The following is an 18,838-nucleotide window of genomic DNA, read 5'->3' on the forward strand; positions in this document are numbered from 1 at the left end:
ATGCTGAGCTGGTCGAAGCATCTCTACCGCTTCGTTCAGGCGTCAACCTCACCCCCGGCCCCTCTCCAAAAGAGAGGGGAGCCTAACGACTTCCATCAGGAGCAAATCCGGTGCCCCCTCTTTTTTGGAGAGGGGGTCAGGGGGTGAGGTTGACGTGAGTACGAAGCGGGAGAGATACTTCGGCTGCGCTCAGCATGACGTTCTAGAGGTTGTTCGCTGCGTGTCGTTCAACGACGAGCCGCGAATACGCGGCGCTACGCCTCCACCTTCTCAGCGGCTTTGGAGCGGAGCTGGCGCACGGTGGCGCCGGTGGCCCACAGCTCGGAGTCGCGCACTTCCTTCAGCTCGGCTTCCAGCTCGGTGCGGTAGTTGGGGGTAGTGCCGCGCTCGATGGTGCGGCGGGCTTCCTCGCCGCTGGCCACGCTGTCGTACAGCTCGTTGAGGACCGGCAGGGTGGCTTCGCGGAACTTGCCTTTCCAGTCCAGGGCGCCGCGCTGGGCGGTTACGGAGCAGTTGGCAAACATCCAGTCCATGCCGTTTTCGCCCACCAGCGGCACCAGGCTCTGGGTGAGTTCTTCCACGGTTTCGTTGAAGGCCTCGGAGGGCGAGTGGCCGCGCTGGCGCAGCACCTGGTACTGCGCCTCAATGATGCCGGCCAGGGCGCCCATCAGCACGCCGCGCTCGCCGGTGAGGTCGGAGTACACCTCCTTCTTGAAGTCGGTTTCGAACAGGTAGCCCGAGCCCACGCCGATGCCCATGGCCAGCGCCTTTTCGTAGGCGTGCCCCGTCGCATCCTGGTACACGGCAAACGACGAGTTCAACCCGCCCCCGGCCACGAACAGGCGGCGCAGGCTGGTGCCGCTGCCCTTGGGCGCCACCAGAATCACGTCCACGTCGGCGGGCGGGATGATGTTGGTCTGGTCGTTGAAGGTGATGCCGAAGCCGTGCGAGAAGTACAGCGTTTTGCCGGGCGTGAGCTTGCTTTTGAGCATGGGCCACAGGGCAATCTGGCCAGCGTCGCTCAGCAGGTTGCACACGATGGTGCCGCGCTCGGCCGCTTCTTCCAGCGAGAACAAGGTTTCGCCCTCCACCCAGCCGTCGCGGATGGCGCGGTCCCAGGAGGGCGTGCCCTGCCGCTGGCCCACAATCACGTTGAAGCCGTTGTCGCGCATGTTCAGCGCCTGGCCGGGGCCCTGCACGCCGTAGCCAATCACGGCAATGGTGTCGTCTTTCAGGACTGCCAGCGCTTTTTCCAGCGGGAATTCTTCGCGGGTCACAACGTTTTCGTCGACGCCGCCAAAATTGATTTGTGCCATGAGATTATGAAGGGTTGGGTTTTGAGGGTTGAATGTTGAGTTAGTCAGTTAATTTTTCGGGCCTGTGTGGCGGTCATGCTGAGCGCAGCCGAAGCATCTCGCTCGCATCGTTCAACGATTGAGTTACTACCACACGCGAGATGCTTCGGCTGCGCTCAGCATGACGTTCTGGTTTTGTTCTTTTACTCCACGCTACATCGCAAACACGCCTTCGCGGTCGTTCAAATACTCGTTTTCCACGACTTCGGCACCGGGCTTGGCTTCTTCGAACTCGCGGAGCTGGCGGTTGAAGCCGTCGCTGCTTTTGATGATGGCGATGCGGGCGCTGCGCACAAATTCGATGAGGCCGAAGGGCTGGAGCGCGCGGAGCAGGCTGTCGGTTTCCTGGCGGTGGCCGGTGGTTTCGAACACCGTGTAGTCTTTGCGAATGACCACGGCGCGGGCGCCGTTTTCGCGCAGCAGGCGCTCCACGAGGGCTTTTTCGGCAATCACGTCGGTGGGCACTTTGTAGAGGGCCATTTCCTGCCACACCACTTCGTCGTTCGAGTTGAAGTACACTTTCAGCACCTCCACCTGCTTCTCCATCTGCCGGCAGATTTTCCGCACCACGTCTTCGGTTTCGGTGATGACGATGTTGAAGCGGTGGATGCCTTCGATTTCGGAGGGCGAGGTGTTCAGGCTTTCGATGTTGATTTTGCGGCGCGAGAAAATGATGGCAATGCGGTTGAGCAGGCCAATGTGGTTTTCGGTGTAAGCCGTGATGTTGTATTCCTGGCGTTCCATTTTTTGTATGCAAGAATTAGAAGAACGTCATGCCGAGCGAAGCCGAGGCATCTCGCTCGCACCGTTAAACGATTGAATTACTGCTGCACGCGAGATGCCTCGGCTTCGCTCGGCATGACGTTCTTTTTGGTCGTGCTACCATCGTTCTACCGCAGCCGGATTTCGCTCACGCTGCACCCTTGCGGCACCATCGGAAAAATGTTCTGCTCCTGCGCCACCATCACCTCCAGCATATAGGAGCCGGGGTGCGCCAGCATAGCTTCCAGCGCCGGCCGCAAGTCGGCCCGCTCCGCCACTCGCTGGCCCTCGATGCGGTAGCCTTTGGCCACGGCCACGTAGTCAGGACTTTGAATGTTGACGAAGGAGTAGCGACGGTCACTGAACAGTTCCTGCCACTGCCGCACCATGCCCAGAAACTGGTTGTTGAGGATGATGATTTTAACATCGATGCCGGTCTGCATAATCGTGCCCAGCTCCTGGATGGTCATCTGCACGCCGCCGTCGCCGATGATGGCCACCACCGTGCGCTCGGGCACCCCAAACTTGGCCCCGATGGCGGCCGGCAGGGCAAAGCCCATCGTGCCCAGCCCGCCGCTGGTGATGTGTAGACGCGAGCCGTTGAGGCGGCCGTAGCGGCAGGTCACCATCTGGTGCTGGCCCACGTCGCTCACCAGGATGGCCTCGCCGTGGGTCAGCTCGTTGAGCTGCTGGATTACCTCTCCCATCGTCAGCTCGCCGGTGGCCGGAAACAGGGCGTCCTTTATCACGGCGTCCACTTCCTGGGCGTGGCAGTCGGCGAAGCGCTGGCGCCAGGCGGGGTGCTGGCGCTCGGCCACCAGCCGGGTGAGCAACGGGATGGTTTGCTTGCAGTCGCCCCACACGGCCACGGTGGTGGCCACGTTCTTGTCGATTTCGGTGGGGTCGATGTCGAGGTGAATAATCCGGGCCTGCTTGGCGTACTTGTCGAGGCGGCCGGTCACCCGGTCGTCGAAGCGCATGCCGATGGCAATGAGCACGTCGCACTCGTTGGTGAGCACGTTCGGGCCGTAGTTGCCGTGCATGCCCAGCATGCCCACGTTCAGCGGGTGGTCGGAAGCCAGGGCGCCGGCCCCGAGGATGGTCCAGGCCGCCGGAATGCCGCTTTTCTCGATGAAGGCCTGAAACTCGCGCTCGGCCCCGCCCAGCACCACGCCCTGGCCCCAGAGCACCAGCGGCCGTTGGGCCTGGTTGATGAGGTCGGCGGCCTGCACCACGGCGGCGGGCCGCACCACCGGCGCCGGCCGGTAGCTCCGAATGCGCGTGCAGGGCGCGTAGCCGGCAAAGGGCAGCTTTTCGAGCTGAGCGTTTTTGGTGATGTCGATGAGCACCGGGCCGGGCCGGCCACTGCGGGCAATGTAGAAGGCTTTGGCCAGAATGCCGGGGATTTCGCGGGCCTCGGTCACCTGGTAGTTCCACTTCGTGACGGGCGCCGTGATGTTGATAACGTCGGTTTCCTGAAAGGCATCGGAGCCCAGCAAATGCGCAAATACTTGCCCCGTGATGCAGACCAGCGGCGTGCTGTCAATCTGTGCATCGGCCAAGCCCGTCACCAGGTTGGTGGCGCCCGGCCCACTGGTGGCAAACACCACCCCCACCTTGCCCGACGCCCGCGCATACCCCTGCCCCGCGTGGATGCCGCCCTGCTCGTGCCGCACCAGCACATGGTTCAGCTGCTCCTTGAAGTCGTACAGCGCGTCATAAATCGGCAGAATTGCCCCGCCGGGGTAGCCGAAAATCGTGTCCACGCCTTCGGCCAGCAGGCCCTGCAGCAGCGCTTCGGCCCCGGAAACCTCGCGGGCTTCGGCGATGAGGGTATCGAGGACGGGGAGGGTTTGGGAGTTCATGGCGAGTTTCGGATTTCGAGTAGCGAGTTTTAGAACGTCATGCTGAGCGGAGCGCAGCGGAGTCGAAGCATCTCTACTGCTTCGCCTGACGAGCAAACCTCACCCCCGGCCCCTCTCCCAAGGAGAGGGGAGCCGAGGCGGCGCGGTAGAGATGCTTCGGCTGCGCTCAGCATGACGTTCTTTTTGTTCTTGTTCTTGATTCAACTATCTGTTATACACCCCTCGCTGGCCGTGCCCACGGTGCGCACGTACTTGCGAAGCACCCCCCGCGGCGCGTTCGGCGCGGGTGGCCGCCACTGCGCGCGGCGGGCTTGCAGTACCGCCTCATCCACTTGCACGTCGATGGTATTGGCGCGGGCGTCGAGCACTACCCAGTCGCCGTTTTCGACCAGGGCAATGGGGCCGCCATCGTAAGCTTCGGGGCTGACGTGGCCGATGACAAAGCCGTGGGTGCCACCCGAAAAGCGGCCGTCGGTAATCAGGGCCACCTTATCGCCCAGGCCCGCGCCGATGATGGCGGAAGTGGGCTTGAGCATTTCGGGCATGCCCGGCCCGCCCTTCGGCCCCACGTAGCGGATGACCACGACGTGGCCGGCTTCGACCAATCCACGGGCCAGCCCGTCGTTGATTTCTGCTTCGGAATTGAACACGATGGCGGGGCCGGCGAACTGCTCGCCTTCCTGCCCCGAAATCTTGGCCACGGCGCCGGCCGGCGCCAGGTTCCCATAGAGAATCTGGATGTGGCCATCGGCTTTGAACGGGTTTGACTGCGGGCGCAGCAAGTCCTGCTCGGCGCCCAGGGGCTGAATGTCGGCCAGGTTTTCGGCCAGCGTTTTGCCGGTCACGGTGAGGGTGTCGCCGGTGATGAGGCCCGCGTTGAGCAGGGTTTTGAGCACGGCGGGCACGCCGCCCAGGTTCGAGAGGTCCTCCATGAGGTACTTGCCACTGGGCTTGAGGTCGGCAAGCACCGGCACCCGGTCGCTGATGGCCTGGAAGTCGGCCAGCGTCAGCTTCACGCCGGCCGCATCGGCAATGGCAATGAGGTGGATAACGGCGTTGGTGGAGCCGCCCAGCACGGTGGTCACCACCATCGCATTCTCAAAAGCTTCGCGGGTAAGGATGTCGCGGGGCTTGATGTCGCGCTCCAGCAGCAGGCGCAGGTAGTGGCCGGTGTCGAGGCATTCCTGCAGCTTGTTGGCGCTCACGGCCGTGGACGACGACGAAAACGGCACCGACATGCCCAGCGTCTCGATGGCCGCCGCCATGGTGTTGGCCGTGTACATGCCGCCGCAGGCGCCCGGCCCCGGACAGGCATTGTGGATGATGCCTTTGTAGTCCTCTTCCGATAGCTGCCCCTGCAATTTCTGCCCGTAGGCCTCAAAACAGGACACGATGTTCAGCGACTTGCCCTTGTAGTGGCCGCCCTTAATGGTGCCGCCGTACACCATGAGGGACGGGCGGTTGAGGCGGGCCATGGCCATGAGGGCGCCGGGCATGTTCTTGTCGCAGCCCACCACGCAGGCCAGCGCGTCGTAGTTGTGCGCGCCGGCCATGGCCTCAATGGAATCGGCAATGATTTCCCGCGACACCAGGGAGAAGCGCATGCCCGGCGTGCCGTTGGTGATGCCGTCGCTCACCCCAATCGTATTGAATCGCAGCCCGACCAGGCCCTGCGCCGCCAGCCCGCGCTTCACCTCATCGGCCAGCCCGTCGAGGTGCATGTTGCAGGTGTTGCCCTCAAAGCCGGTGGAGCACACGCCTACGAAGGGCTTGCGCAGGTCCTCATCGCTCAGCCCTGCCCCGATGAGCATGGCCTGCGAGGCCGGCAGGCTGTCGTCCTGGGTGTAGATGCGGCTGTATTTATTGAGAATCATGGGGGATTTTTGCAAGGGACATTCAGCCCGTCATGCCGAGCGAAGCCGAGGCATCTCGCGTGGGGCAGTAATTCAATCGCTAGCTACGCCGACCTTCGGTTGAAAAAGATTTAGTGGTGGCACGCGAGATGCCTCGGCTTCGCTCGGCATGACGTTCTGTTTTCATGACGTATGAAGTCCTAAGACGCTTCCGCCGCCACCGTTTCGCCCATTACCAGCGCGGTGTAGCGCTCGGCCAGCTGGGCGCCCAGCGTTTCTTCAAAGGGCTTTTCAAACACCACGTCATCGACGGAGGCGATGCCGATGACTTCGGCGGCCGTGCCGGTCATGAAGGCGCCGGTGGCGCCTTGCAGCTCTTCGGGGCGGAAGAACTTTTCGGTGACCTTAATGCCGGCCTCGCGGGCCAGGTCGATGATGGTGTTGCGGGTGATGCCGCGCAGGATGCTGCCGCCGGGTGCGGTGAACAGTTCGCCGTCGCGCTCGAAAAAGAAGTTAGCGCCGGGGCCCTCGGCCACGTAGCCATTCATATCCAGCAGCAGGGCTTCATCGAAGCCGCGGCCCTTGGCTTCGGAGCTGGCAATGATGGAGTTGGCGTAGTGGCCCGACACTTTGGCCTCGATGGGCACGGCCTTGGGATTGGGCCGCTCGTAGGGCGACACGGTGAGACGCAGACTCTTGTTGCCGAGGTACTTGTCCCACTTCCACACGGCCATGAGCAGGTTGCCAGTGGTGGGCGTAGTGAGTGTCATGTGCGGCGTGGCGGCGAAGGCCAGCGGCCGGATGTAGGCGTCGGTGAGGTTGTTTTTGGCCAGCAGGTCGTAGCTGATTTCGGTCAGCTCCTCGATGGAATAATTCAGGGGCAGGCCGATGGCACTACACGAATAATGCAGCCGCTCGTAGTGCTCGCGGGCCTTGAAAATGCGGGTTCCCTGGGCCGTGTGGTAGGCCCGGATGCCTTCAAACACGGCATAGCCGTAGTGCAACGATTGGGCATAGGCGCCGCAGGTGGCCTGCTCGGCGGAGATGTAGTCGCCGTCCAGAAAAACAAGGGTGTTACTGTCGAAATACATGCAAAAAGCGAGTTGGGTATCAAGTGGAAAGCAATAAAAAGCCTTTCCGAGCGCGGGGCTGAGAAAGGCTTTTTGCAGGGCAAGAAGGCACTTTCAGCCCTAGGGCTGTTTAATAATGACCAGGACGACGGAGGTAAAAACAGGAGTCATGGAGAAAGGAAAAACCGGACCGGCCTTCGCCGTGCCGGGGGTTCGTGCTTAGCTTGCGCCGCGCGAAACGCTCAGCTTTGCTCCCGTCAGGGGTTTTGCTGCGCCTGCGCCTCGGATATGCAGTTGGCTAGTGAGTACAATGTTAGCGGCACCCTGAACCGTGCAAAAAACACTTTCAGAGGGCCTTACTATTTCTAAACGGGTTTATCATCTTCGTAATAATTTGATAATTAACGCCTAACCCAATAGCGGTTTACAATGCCAAACGAAAATAATGACTCGGTTTTTCAATTGATAAAGTCGCTTACGCGCTCCGAAAAGCGTCATTTTCGGCTATTTGCCAACCGCCAGGGTTCGACTGAAGGCCTAAAGTTTCTGCAACTGTTCGACGCACTGGATGCCGCCGCGCACTACGACGATGAGCGGATTCTGGCCCAGGTGCCGGCCATCAAGAAGGTGCAGCTGGCCAACCTCAAGGCCAACCTCTACCGGCAGCTGCTGGCCAGCCTGCGCATGTACCACGCCGGTCAAAACCTTGACATTCAGCTCCGCGAGCAGCTCGACTATGCTCGCGTGCTCTACAACCGTGGCCTCTACCAGCAAAGCCTGCGCATGCTGGAGCGCGTGAAGCAGGCGGCCCAGCAAGTGGGCATGAGCCACATTGCGCTGCAAGCCCTCGACTTTGAAAAACTGATTGAGGCCCAATACATCACACGCAGCCTGCGCGGCCGGGCTCAGCAGATTTCGACCGAAGCCCTGACGCTGGTGGAGCACGTCAGCCAGCAGCATGTGCTCTCGAACCTGGCGCTGCGCATGTACGGGTTTTACCTGCAAATCGGGCATGCCCGCAACCAGTCGGATTTTGAGAAGCTGACTACGTTTTTCCGGTCGTCGCTGGCGAATGTGGACATGCGCAACGCCGACTTTTTCGAGCGGCTGTACTATCACCAGGCCCACGTTTGGTATTACACCATCACCCAGAATTTCCTAGCCTGCTATCGCTACGCGCAAAAATGGGTCGATTTGTTTGAGGACAACCCCACCATCCGGGAGCAGCAAACCATGCTCTACCTCAAGGGCTTGCACAATTTGCTGGTGACATCCTACAACCTTTTGTACTACAGCAAATTCAGCGAGGTGCTGGCCCGGCTCGAAGCCTTTGCCGACAACCCCGACCGGCGCTCGAACCCCAACATCGAGATGCTGCTGTTTCTCTACATCTACACCAACCGCATCAACGCCTACTTCATGCGGGGCCGCTTCACGGAGGGCCTGAGCATCATCCCGTCGCTGCTGACGCACCTGAAGCAGTTTCAGCAGCAGCTCGACCCGCACCGGCTCATGGTGTTCTACTACAAAATTGCCAGTCTCTACTTCGGCAGCGGCGATTTTAACAAGGCCATTGAATACTTGACTAAAGTCATTCAATTCAAAGACAGTGCTTTGCGCGAAGACATTCAGTGCTTCGCGCGTATCCTCAACCTGATTGCACACTACGAAGCCGGCCGCGACGAAAGCCTCGATTACCAGGTGAAATCGGTGTACCGTTTCCTGGGCAAGATGAACGACCAGCAGCAGATGCAGGTGGCCATTTTTCAGTTCCTGCGCACCGTGGGCGACCTCAACCCGCGGGAGCTAAAAAACGCCTTCATCCAGCTGAAAGACCAGCTGATTGCCATCTCGGCAAATCCGTTTGAACGGCGGCCATTCATGTACTTGGACATTGTTTCCTGGCTGGAAAGCAAGATTGAAAACCGGCCCGTGCAGGAGATTATGCAGCGGAAGTTTGGGCTGTTGAAATAGGGTATTTGCAACGTTGAGGAAGTTATAAGAACGTCATGCCGAGCGCAGCCGAAGCATCTCGCGTGGGACAGTAATTCAATTGCCTGAAAAAGCATTAGTGACTGCACGCGAGATGCCTCGGCTGCGCTCGGCATGACGTTCCAAAAGCTTTGGTTTGATATTGTACGCTTTGCCACCACAAAAATCTATAGATAAACACTTTATCAATTATTAAAGCAGACTAGAAATAGTAGGTCCGCAAAAAATATTTTTTCGCTGGCCGCAGGATGGACGGTTCTTTAAATAACTGTGCGCAGTTGGCTGATTTCACCCCGCCGCTCGCCAACGTTCCCTCCTCCCCTATGACTTTCAACGCCCCGATACCATCCACCGACGCTCCGCAGGGCCTGTACCGCCCCGAATTTGAGCACGATGCCTGCGGGACCGGTTTCATCACCTACCTCAACGGCCGCAAAACGCACCAGACCATCACCGACGCGCTGACGATGCTGGAAAACATGGAGCACCGCGGCGCCTGTGGCTGCGATGCCGACTCCGGCGACGGGGCCGGCTTGCTCATCCAGATTCCGCACTGGTTTCTGCTGGAAGAGTGCGTAGCCCTGAATATCCGCTTGCCCGAGCCGGGCAGCTACGGCGTGGGGTTTGCTTTTTTGCCGAAGGACGAAAAGTTGCGCGAAGCCTGCCGCGAGGTCATCAACGGCGCGGCGGCGCGGCTGGGATTTCCGCTGCTGGGCTACCGGCCCGTGCCGGTGAACCCGACCGGCATCGGCCCCACGGCGCTGGCGGCCGAGCCGGTGATGGAGCAGGTGTTTTTCGGCCGTCCGGCCGGCATTACCAATCCGGATGATTTTGAGCGCAAGCTCTACGTGTTGCGCCGCCTGATTTTCAAGACGGTGCGCGAGACGGTGACGGCCGCGATGGACGTGTTCTACTTTGCCTCGCTCTCGTGCAAAACCATTGTCTACAAGGGCCAGCTGACTACTTACCAGGTGCGCGGCTACTTCCCCGACCTTAGCGACGAGCGGGTAACGTCGGCGTTCGGGCTGGTGCATTCGCGGTTTTCGACCAACACGTTTCCGAGCTGGAAGCTGGCCCAGCCGTTCCGGTTTTTGGCGCACAATGGCGAGATTAATACGCTGCGGGGCAATCTGAACTGGTTTTACGCGGGCTTGCGCAGCTACGTGTCGCCGTACTTCTCGGCGGAGGAAATGGACATGCTGCTGCCGGTGGTCGATGCCGGGCAGTCGGATTCGGCCTGCCTGGATAACGTGGTGGAAATCCTGCTACACTCGGGCCGCCCGCTGCCGCACGTGATGATGATGCTCGTGCCCGAAGCCTGGGACGGCAACACCCAGATGGACCCGCTCAAAAAGGCCTTCTACGAGTTCCACGCCACGTTTATGGAGCCGTGGGACGGCCCGGCCGCCCTGCTTTTCACCGATGGCAAGCTCATCGGGGCCATGCTGGACCGCAACGGCCTGCGCCCCCTGCGCTACCTCGAAACCACCGATGGCCGCGTGCTGGTGGCCTCCGAGGCCGGCGTGTTGGGCATCGACCCCGCCACCGTGGTGCAGAAAGGCCGCCTCCAGCCCGGCAAAATGCTGTTAGTCGACACTGTGGCCGGCCGCATCATCACCGATGAAGAATTGAAGGCCCAGGCCGCCGGCCGCCAGCCCTACGGCGCGTGGTTGAATGAGTACCAGATTCGGCTGGAAGAATTGCCCGAGCCGCGCCAGGTATTCACGGAGTTGGCCGCCGATTCGGTGTTCAAATACCACCAGGTGTTCGGCTACACCCGCGAGGACATCGACGTGCTCATCACGCCGATGGCGCTGGAGGGCAAGGAGCCCATCGGCTCGATGGGCGTGGATGTGCCGCTGGCCGTGCTTTCCGACCAGCCCCAGCACCTGAGCAGCTACTTCAAGCAGTTTTTCGCGCAGGTCACCAACCCGCCCATCGACCCCATCCGGGAGCGGCTGGTGATGAGCCTAGCCACCTTTCTGGGCAACAACGGCAACATTCTGGACGAGGACAAGCACCATTGCCACTGCGTGGCGCTGCGCCAGCCCATCCTCTCAAACCTGGAGCTGGAGAAGCTGCGCAGCATCGATACGGGCCTGTTCAACGCCAAGACCTTGCTGACCTACTTCAAGGCCGACGAGCAGCCCGGCGCGCTGGAACGCGGCCTCGCCCGCCTCTGTCGCTACGCCGAGGATGCGGTGAACGACGGCTACGAAGTCCTGATTTTGTCGGACCGCGGGGTGGATTCGCTGCACGCGCCCATTCCATCGCTGCTGGCCGTTTCGGCGGTGCATCACCACCTCATCAAGCTCGGCTGTCGGGGCACGGTAGGCCTGGTGGTGGAGGCCGGCGACGTGTGGGAAGTCCACCATTTCGCCTGTCTGCTGTCGTTTGGGGCCACGGCCATCAACCCCTACCTGGCGCTGGCCACCATCCGGACCATGCACGAGGCGGGCCAGTTCAACACTACGCTCGACCATGCGCAGCTGAATTACAACTACATCAAAGCCGTGTGCGATGGCTTGCTGAAGATTTTCTCGAAGATGGGAATTTCGACGTTGCAGAGCTACCACGGCGCGCAGGTGTTCGAGATTCTGGGCCTGAACCAGGCCGTGGTGGACGCCTATTTCTGCGGCGCGGTCACGCGCATCGGCGGGCTGGGGCTAGATGAAATTGCCCGCGAAACGCTCTACAAGCACTTCCAAGGGTTCAAAAGCACCACGCCCGAGGAGCAAACGCTGCTGCCCGACGGCGGTCTCTACCACTGGCGGCGGCGCGGCGAGGCGCACATGTTCAACCCCGAAACCGTGCACCTGCTGCAGCTGGCCACCCGCACCAACAACTACGCCACCTACCAGCGCTACGCCAAGCTGGTGAACGAGCAGCCGGAGCGCATGTTCACGTTGCGCGGCCTGCTGGATTTCGCCCACCACCGCGACCCGATTTCGCTGGACGAAGTGGAGCCGGCCGAGGGTATTATGCGGCGGTTTGCGACCGGCGCGATGTCGTTTGGCTCGATTTCGCACGAGGCGCACAGCACCCTGGCCATTGCCATGAACCGCATCGGCGGCAAGAGCAACACCGGCGAGGGCGGCGAAGACCCGATGCGCTATGAGGTCATGGAAAACGGCGACTCCATGCGCTCGGCCATCAAGCAAGTGGCCTCGGCGCGCTTCGGCGTCACGGCGCATTATCTGACCAATGCCGACGAGTTGCAAATCAAGATGGCGCAGGGGGCCAAGCCCGGCGAGGGCGGCCAGCTCCCCGGTCACAAGGTCGACGAGTGGATTGCCAAGGTGCGCCACGCCACCCCCGGCGTCGGCCTGATTTCGCCCCCGCCTCACCACGACATCTATTCCATCGAAGACCTGGCCCAGCTCATCTTCGACCTGAAAAACGCCAACCGCGCCGCCCGCATCAACGTGAAGCTGGTGAGCAAGGCGGGCGTGGGCACCATCGCGGCCGGCGTGGCGAAGGCTCACGCCGACGTGATTTTGATTGCCGGCTACGACGGCGGTACGGGCGCCTCGCCCATTAGCTCCATCAAGCACGCCGGCCTGCCCTGGGAGCTGGGCCTGGCCGAAGCCCACCAAACCTTAGTGCGCAACCAGCTCCGCAGCCGCGTGGTGCTCCAAGCCGACGGCCAGCTAAAAACCGGCCGCGACCTGGCCGTAGCCGCGCTTTTGGGGGCCGAAGAATGGGGCGTAGCCACGGCCGCGCTGGTGGCCGGCGGCTGCGTGATGATGCGCAAATGCCACCTCAACACCTGCCCCGTGGGCGTAGCCACCCAGGACCCCGAGCTGCGCAAGCTCTTCACCGGCCAGCCCGAGCACGTCGTGAACCTCTTCCGTTTCCTGGCCGAGGAGCTGCGCGAAATCATGGCCGAGCTGGGCTTCCGCACGATAAACGAGATGGTGGGCCGGCCCGAATTCCTGAAAGTGCGCGAGGGCATCACCCACTGGAAAGCCCGCCACCTCGACCTGACCGACATGCTGCACCCCGCCGTGAACATCTCCGGCGGCACCCTCTACAACAGCGAGGCGCAGGACCACGGCATCCGTGGCATCTTGGACTGGCAATTGCTCGAACACGCCCAGCTGGCCCTCAATGAGCACACGCCGGTATTTGCCGAGTTCGAGGTGCAGAACATCGACCGCACCATCGGCACGCTGCTCTCGAATGAGATTGCCAAGCGCTACCACGCCGCCGGCTTGCCCGATAACACCATCAACTACCGCTTCCGAGGTTCGGCGGGCCAGAGCTTCGGTGCGTTCAGTGTGAAGGGGTTGTCCTTCGCGCTCGAAGGCGAGGCCAACGACTACGTGGGCAAGGGCTTGAGCGGGGCCCAACTGGCCATCTTCCCTTCTCCCGCCGCCCATTTCGTGCCCGAGCAAAACATCATTATCGGCAACGTGGCGCTGTACGGGGCCACCTCGGGCGCGCTGTTCGTGCGCGGGCAGGCCGGCGAGCGGTTTGCCGTGCGCAACTCCGGCGCCACCGCCGTAGTCGAAGGTGTGGGCGACCACGGCTGCGAGTACATGACGGGCGGCCGTGCCCTCATCCTGGGCCAGACGGGCCGCAACTTCGCCGCCGGCATGAGCGGCGGCATCGCCTGGATTTACGACCCCAATGGCACGTTCCCGCAGAACTGCAACCCCGAAATGGTGGAACTAGACCCGCTCGATGCCGACGACGAAGACCAGATTCAGGAGCTGCTGCGGAAGCATGTGGAGCTGACTGGCAGCCAGGTGGCGGCGTTTCTGCTGGGGAATTGGCAGGAGGAAGCCGGGAAGTTCGTGAAAGTGTTTCCGAGCGAGTACAAGAAGGTGCTGCAGAAGGCGCGGTATGCGGAGGTGGGGTAATGTCCCTAACAGGCGCCTCACCCCCGGCCCCTCTCCGAAAAGGAGAGGGGAGCCAAACGTCCACGCATAACCGGTGCCCCCTCTCTTTTCGGAGAGGGGGTCAGGGGGTGAGGCCCCATGTCCGCGCCGCCAAAACAATTAATCAACACAATTATGCCTAACCCCACCGGTTTCAAAGAATTTGCCCGCGAGCTGCCGCCCAAAGCTGCGCCGCAGGAGCGCGTGGCCCACAACCACGAATTCGTCGGCACTTATTCCGAAGGGCAGCTCACCCAGCAGGCGGCCCGCTGCATGGACTGCGGCATCCCGTTCTGCCACTCGGGCTGCCCGCTGGGCAACATCATTCCCGAATTCAACGACGCCGTGCGCGAAGAAAAATGGGAAGATGCCTACCAGATTCTCAGCGCCACCAACAACTTCCCGGAGTTCACTGGCCGCATCTGCCCCGCGCCGTGCGAGGCGGCGTGTGTGCTCAGCATCCACAGCAGCCCGGTAGCCATTGAGGAAATCGAGAAGCACATCATCGAAATCGCCTTTGCGAAAGGCTACGTGCAGCCCACAGCGCCGGTCCTGAAATCGGGCAAAACGGTGGCCGTGGTGGGCTCCGGCCCGGCGGGACTAGCGGCGGCGGCGCAGCTGGCGCGGGCCGGCCACACCGCCACCGTGTTCGAGCGCGACGACCGACCCGGCGGCCTGCTCCGCTACGGTATCCCCGATTTCAAGCTGGATAAGTGGGTCATCGACCGCCGCATCGACTTGCTGAAGGAGGACGGCGTGAGCTTCCGCTGCAACACCGAAATCGGCCGCGACCTGTCGTTTGCCCAGCTCACCCGCGACTTCCATGCCGTGGTGCTGGCCGGTGGGGCCAGCGTGCCGCGCGACCTGAACATTCCCGGCCGGGAGCTGCCCGGCATCCACTTCGCCATGGACTACCTCACCCAGCACAACCGCCGGGTGAGCGAACTGGACCTGCCCGACGCGCCCATCTGGGTGGAAGGCGAGGACGTGGTAGTCATCGGCAGCGGCGACACGGGCTCCGACTGCGTGGGCACGGCCAACCGCCAGCGGGCCCGCTCCGTCACGCAGTTTGCCCTCATGCACCAGCCCGGCGCCGAGCGCCCCGCCCACACGCCCTGGCCGCTGGAGCCGCACATTTTCCGCAGCAGCACCTCGCACGAAGAAGGCTGCCAGCGCTACTGGGGCATCAACACCAAGTCGTTTCTGGCCGATGAGGCCGGCCGGCTTCGCGCCCTGCGCGTGAGCGACGTGACCTGGGAAACCGACGTCATGGGCCGCCGCATCCGCTTCGAGGAGGTGCCCGATTCCGACCGCGAAATCCCCTGCCAGCGCGTGCTGCTGGCCCTGGGCTTCACCGGCCCCCGCGTGGATGGCCTCCTGAACGAGCTGGAAATCGACCTCGACCCGCGCGGCAATGTGCTGGCCGACGACAAAACCTTCGTCACGAACCAGCCCAACGTCTTCGTGGCCGGCGACATGCGCCGCGGCCAGTCGCTGGTCGTCTGGGCCATCTCGGAAGGCCGCGAAGCCGCCCGGCAAGTCGATTTGCTGCTGACTGGCAAGACGGCGCTACCAAGCAAGAATGCGGTAGGAATGTTTGCGTGAGCTAAAGCACTGGATTATCGCGCCTTATAAGTCGCTTGGAAATTATTATTTCCAGTTTTCGGACTACATGTATTTTGGACTAATTTTCTGACTAGCCTCCTGAATTCTGCGCTGAGCGTCCTCTTTCCTTATTTTCTTGTTAAGCTTATCTAGCTTTTCGTCTAATATCATTTCTATTCCAACTTTCGCAACTTCAAAATGAGATAAGCATTCTTGTTCACTCAATTCGTGAATGCCCTTACTCATAATGCCATACAGGTTTTTATTTGCAACCAAAAAATCAGGAAGATATTCCCTAAGCAAATCTATCTTTTCAACCATTCGGCTTCTCGAGTATTCATCTTCGTTTACTGCGCTGTCCTTTAGCGCAGCTTGGTGCGCTTCCTCAACTAGGTCTTCAAAAATGCGTCTCAAGTAGACAAATGACCCTATTCCGACTCCGTTTGCAGCTAATCCAACTGCTCGAGTAATTTCTTTAAGCTTCTCTTTAGACAAAAGTTTATTGTAGTCTCTTATTCTACCAATATGCAAGTCTGCGATAGAAGGAAACTGACCGATTTTTTGAAAGACAAATTCATCGTCGCCATTTTCGTGTTCAATGCAGACCAAATTTGCAAAGCATAGTATCTTATAGCCTGTTCTAACGCACTCTAGTTCAAACTGAGTAATACCTTCATAGTAGGAAACATTTTGAACATTTTGATAATTATGAGAAATAATTCTCATTTTATAAGTTGTGTTTTCTTTTATAACAGGATTATAAGCATTTATATTAAAAGAGGAGTTCATTAAGGATAAAAAGTCCTTCTCATTAGAATCGTCTAAAACGACTTTCGCATAAAGCGGAAGCTCAAAAAAGAAGCTGTAAGGATGAATATTATTCATGATATTCAAAGAAAAAAAGCAAAATCTATTGTTTTTCACGATTGATGTGAAACTCCTGAATTACCATTGTCGCTCGTCATCAAGATAGGCGTCGATGGCGCTGGCATCACCCCATAATTCGCTTCCCACGCCGGAGAGCGCCGAAATCCGTACCGCATCTGTTGCGGCCGGCTCAGGCTTTTTGAGCAACAGCATGAGTCGCTGCAGCAACGTAAGTTGCTCATCTTTCGAAAGTTTTCGGGCTTCGGAAAGGATATTGTTGATGGTGAGCGAGGCTTCCATTTCGTCAGTTGCTTGGGTTATTGGTAGCAGCCGAGGAGTCCACAGGCAAGCCAAGCCGGTTTATTGCCTGCTTGGCCGTCGCCACTTTCTCCGGGAAAAGCACGGTGCCTTTCAGCTTGTTCAATTCTGGGTCAATGATGACCAAGGGCACCTTGTCAGCATTTGATTTGATAACGTAGTTCATTCGGCGCTGAGTTGATGCTTGGGTAGCTTCGTAAGCTACTCAAATATAGAAGATACGCTTTCAGTTCCTACAGCCGTTTCAGAGCCGTTGCACCGTCACGCGAACTTTGTAGTTCACGTGCAGAACGAGCTAGCGGCGCGGTGACGCGAACTACAAAGTTCGCGCTACTTCGCCCGCTCCTCCCCCGCCACGGTGTACAGCGGGTCTTCCTCCACGTTCACATCAATCAGCGCCCCGGCGTTGCTCAGCAGCTGGCGGCAATCGGGGCTGAGGTAGCGCAGATGCAGGGTTTTGCCGGCGCGGTGGTAGCGCTCGGTGAGCTTGTGGAGGGCGTCGATGGCGGACATGTCGGCCACGCGGCTGTCGCGGAAGCACAAATCTGCACCGCCCCGAAAATCTGCACCGCTCCGAACAGCCCCACCAAATACCCCAGCGCCCCCGGCGCGTGCAGCCGCTCCGGCTGCTCCAACGTGTCTTGCGCTACAGCCGAGCGCCGGCGCATCTGCTGCTCGCAGTGGCCGATGGCGGCTTGCAAGTTCGGGAATTGGCTGCTAGGTAGTCGGGCGGCAGCGGGCAGCCGCTTTCCAGCAAACCGGCTAGCCGGATGGGCGGCGGGTACTCCGCCGCCAGCAGTTTCCAGCTGATAGTAAACCCGGACCGGTGCGGCGGAATGACCTGCGCGCTGGGCTGGGTATCGAGCCCCCGCAGCGTTACTTGGTAAGGTTCGGTGGCCGGTTGGGCAAAGAACACGTCAATCCGGCCGTCGGGGATGAGCAATATGGGCTGCGCCGTATCAGCGTGGTTGACAAGCATCCAGAAGCTATCCACGAACTCGGCCAGCGCCGGGGGCGGCTGGCATTCCCGGTTTCAATGTTGCTGAAAGCCATTAGGAAGCGGGGTGATGGTGCGGTGCATAGTAGCGCGAACTTTGTAGTTCGCGTGCCAGAACGATGCGCGAACGGCGCGGGGCACGCGAACTACAAAGTTCGCGCTACAACTCTACGGCCCTAGAACACCGCTTTAACAATCCGGAACCGCGGGGCCGTAGCACTGTATGGGTAGAGCACGTAGGCATCAGCGCCGCGCTTGGTGATGGTGGTGGCATTCACGGCGCCCGTGGCGAAGCTGCCCGTGGCCGTGGTGCTAACCCAGGCATCGGTGCTGGCCATGCGGAATACGGTGCCCTGGCTGCCGGCCACTACCAGCAGCGTATTATTATCGAACAGCAGCAGGCCGTCGGCTCCCACGAGGCTTTGTGTTTTGGTGACGGTGGTGAAGCCGGCGGGGTTGCTGATGGGTACTTTGAACAAGGTGCCGTCGCTGGTTTTGGCCGTGAGCAGGTAGCCATCGGGGTGGTACACGATGCCATTCAGTCCGAAGCCGGTGCCGCCGCTGAGCTGCGCATTTTCCAGGAAAACCGTGGCGGTGCCCTGCAAATCAACTTTGTAGATGATGGGCGACATGCTGTCGGTGATGTAGGCGTTGCCGTCTTTATCCACGGCAATGTCGTTGGCGAAGTGCATCTGCGTGGGGCGCAGGCCGCCCAAATCCACGAAGCTGCTCAGCGCGCCGGTGCTGGTGTTGAAGATGGCCAAGGCCGCCAGCTTGCGGTAGGTGGCCTGGTTCTGCACGCTGGGGTTGAAGTTGTTGTCGGACACGGCGGCCAGCAGGCGCGAGCGCGAGGCGTCGAGGTTGAGGCCGATGGTGGAAATTAATTTAGAGTCCTTGCCAAATTCCGTGTAGGTGCTGTCGTCGCGCACGGTGCCCACGGTGCCTTTGGCGCGGGCGCTCACGTAGAAGCGCTTATTGGCGTCATCCCACTGAATGCCTTCGGGGTAGACGCCGGCCTGCGGCACGCTGATGCGGGCGGGGTTGGTGACGGCCGGCGTGGCGGGCGTGTCGTCTTTGGAGCAGCCCGGCAGCAGGCCCATGAATCCAACGGCAGCGGCCGTCAGGCGCGCCCAGCGGGGCAGCGGAGCAAAGCCGGCCGCAGCCGGGAGCAAACGGTTAACCATAACAAGCAGGAATTTAACGAGTGGAGGAAGTGCCTGCTTGTACGAACCTTTGACCGTGCGCGGCTGCTCGAAACGGCTTATTTCCAG

Annotated in this window: 13 protein-coding genes and 1 pseudogene; 3 read left to right on the plus strand and 11 right to left on the minus strand. The window is 60.5% G+C overall.

The genetic code is table 11. From position 1 onward, the window contains the following. Positions 1-254 precede the first annotated feature (254 nt). The 5 genes from ilvC to JKL48_RS14180 form a co-directional block, all read right to left on the minus strand. Complete coding sequence (gene ilvC, locus JKL48_RS14160) at positions 255-1,316, minus strand: ketol-acid reductoisomerase (RefSeq protein WP_201983562.1); 1,062 nt, start codon at positions 1,314-1,316, stop codon at positions 255-257. Positions 1,317-1,508: 192 nt separating this feature from the next. Beyond that, on the minus strand, positions 1,509-2,099 hold the full coding sequence (ilvN, locus tag JKL48_RS14165; RefSeq protein ID WP_201983565.1) for an acetolactate synthase small subunit: 591 nt from the start codon (positions 2,097-2,099) through the stop codon (positions 1,509-1,511). A 146-nt stretch (positions 2,100-2,245) separates the two neighbouring features. Next, positions 2,246-3,982 (minus strand): biosynthetic-type acetolactate synthase large subunit, encoded by a 1,737-nt coding sequence (gene ilvB / locus JKL48_RS14170; RefSeq protein ID WP_201983566.1) that lies wholly within the window; start codon positions 3,980-3,982, stop codon positions 2,246-2,248. 200 nt (positions 3,983-4,182) lie between these two features. Next, positions 4,183-5,856 carry a dihydroxy-acid dehydratase gene (ilvD, locus tag JKL48_RS14175; RefSeq protein WP_201983568.1) on the minus strand — a complete coding sequence of 558 codons (1,674 nt, stop codon included), beginning with the start codon at positions 5,854-5,856 and terminating at the stop codon, positions 4,183-4,185. Between the two features lie 179 nt (positions 5,857-6,035). Beyond that, complete coding sequence (locus JKL48_RS14180; RefSeq protein WP_201983570.1) at positions 6,036-6,926, minus strand: branched-chain amino acid transaminase; 891 nt, start codon at positions 6,924-6,926, stop codon at positions 6,036-6,038. A gap of 441 nt (positions 6,927-7,367) precedes the next feature. Here JKL48_RS14180 and JKL48_RS14185 point away from each other — a divergent pair, with 441 nt between their 5' ends. The 3 genes from JKL48_RS14185 (at position 7,368) to JKL48_RS14195 (ending at position 15,385) form a co-directional block, all read left to right on the plus strand. Next, positions 7,368-8,879: a hypothetical protein gene (locus JKL48_RS14185; RefSeq protein ID WP_201983571.1), complete on the plus strand. Its 1,512-nt coding sequence runs from the start codon at positions 7,368-7,370 to the stop codon at positions 8,877-8,879. Between the two features lie 341 nt (positions 8,880-9,220). After that, positions 9,221-13,762 carry a glutamate synthase large subunit gene (gene gltB / locus JKL48_RS14190; RefSeq protein ID WP_201983572.1) on the plus strand — a complete coding sequence of 1,514 codons (4,542 nt, stop codon included), beginning with the start codon at positions 9,221-9,223 and terminating at the stop codon, positions 13,760-13,762. A 153-nt stretch (positions 13,763-13,915) separates the two neighbouring features. Further along, positions 13,916-15,385, plus strand: coding sequence for a glutamate synthase subunit beta (locus JKL48_RS14195; RefSeq protein ID WP_201983573.1), 1,470 nt, complete (start codon positions 13,916-13,918; stop codon positions 15,383-15,385). A gap of 63 nt (positions 15,386-15,448) precedes the next feature. Here the strand turns inward: JKL48_RS14195 and JKL48_RS14200 are convergent, their stop codons facing one another. The 6 genes and pseudogenes from JKL48_RS14200 to JKL48_RS14225 form a co-directional block, all read right to left on the minus strand. Then, positions 15,449-16,270, minus strand: a complete 822-nt coding sequence (locus JKL48_RS14200) for a hypothetical protein (protein WP_201983574.1) — start codon at positions 16,268-16,270, stop codon at positions 15,449-15,451. Positions 16,271-16,330: 60 nt separating this feature from the next. Beyond that, a complete protein-coding gene (locus JKL48_RS14205; protein ID WP_201983575.1) occupies positions 16,331-16,552 on the minus strand; it encodes a hypothetical protein in 222 nt (73 codons plus the stop codon). Between the two features lie 4 nt (positions 16,553-16,556). Then, positions 16,557-16,736 carry a hypothetical protein gene (locus tag JKL48_RS14210; protein WP_201983577.1) on the minus strand — a complete coding sequence of 60 codons (180 nt, stop codon included), beginning with the start codon at positions 16,734-16,736 and terminating at the stop codon, positions 16,557-16,559. Positions 16,737-16,900: 164 nt separating this feature from the next. Further along, entirely contained in the window at positions 16,901-17,113 is a 213-nt protein-coding gene (locus JKL48_RS14215; protein ID WP_201983579.1) for a hypothetical protein, read from the minus strand. Positions 17,114-17,216: 103 nt separating this feature from the next. After that, a pseudogene (locus tag JKL48_RS14220) lies at positions 17,217-17,588 on the minus strand (hypothetical protein); the annotation flags it as partial. 155 nt (positions 17,589-17,743) lie between these two features. Continuing rightward, positions 17,744-18,751, minus strand: a complete 1,008-nt coding sequence (locus JKL48_RS14225; RefSeq protein ID WP_201983582.1) for an SMP-30/gluconolactonase/LRE family protein — start codon at positions 18,749-18,751, stop codon at positions 17,744-17,746. Positions 18,752-18,838: the final 87 nt, after the last annotated feature.

It is taken from the genome of Hymenobacter rubidus, from assembly GCF_016734815.1.
GTDB classification, from domain to species: Bacteria; Bacteroidota; Bacteroidia; order Cytophagales; family Hymenobacteraceae; genus Hymenobacter; species Hymenobacter rubidus.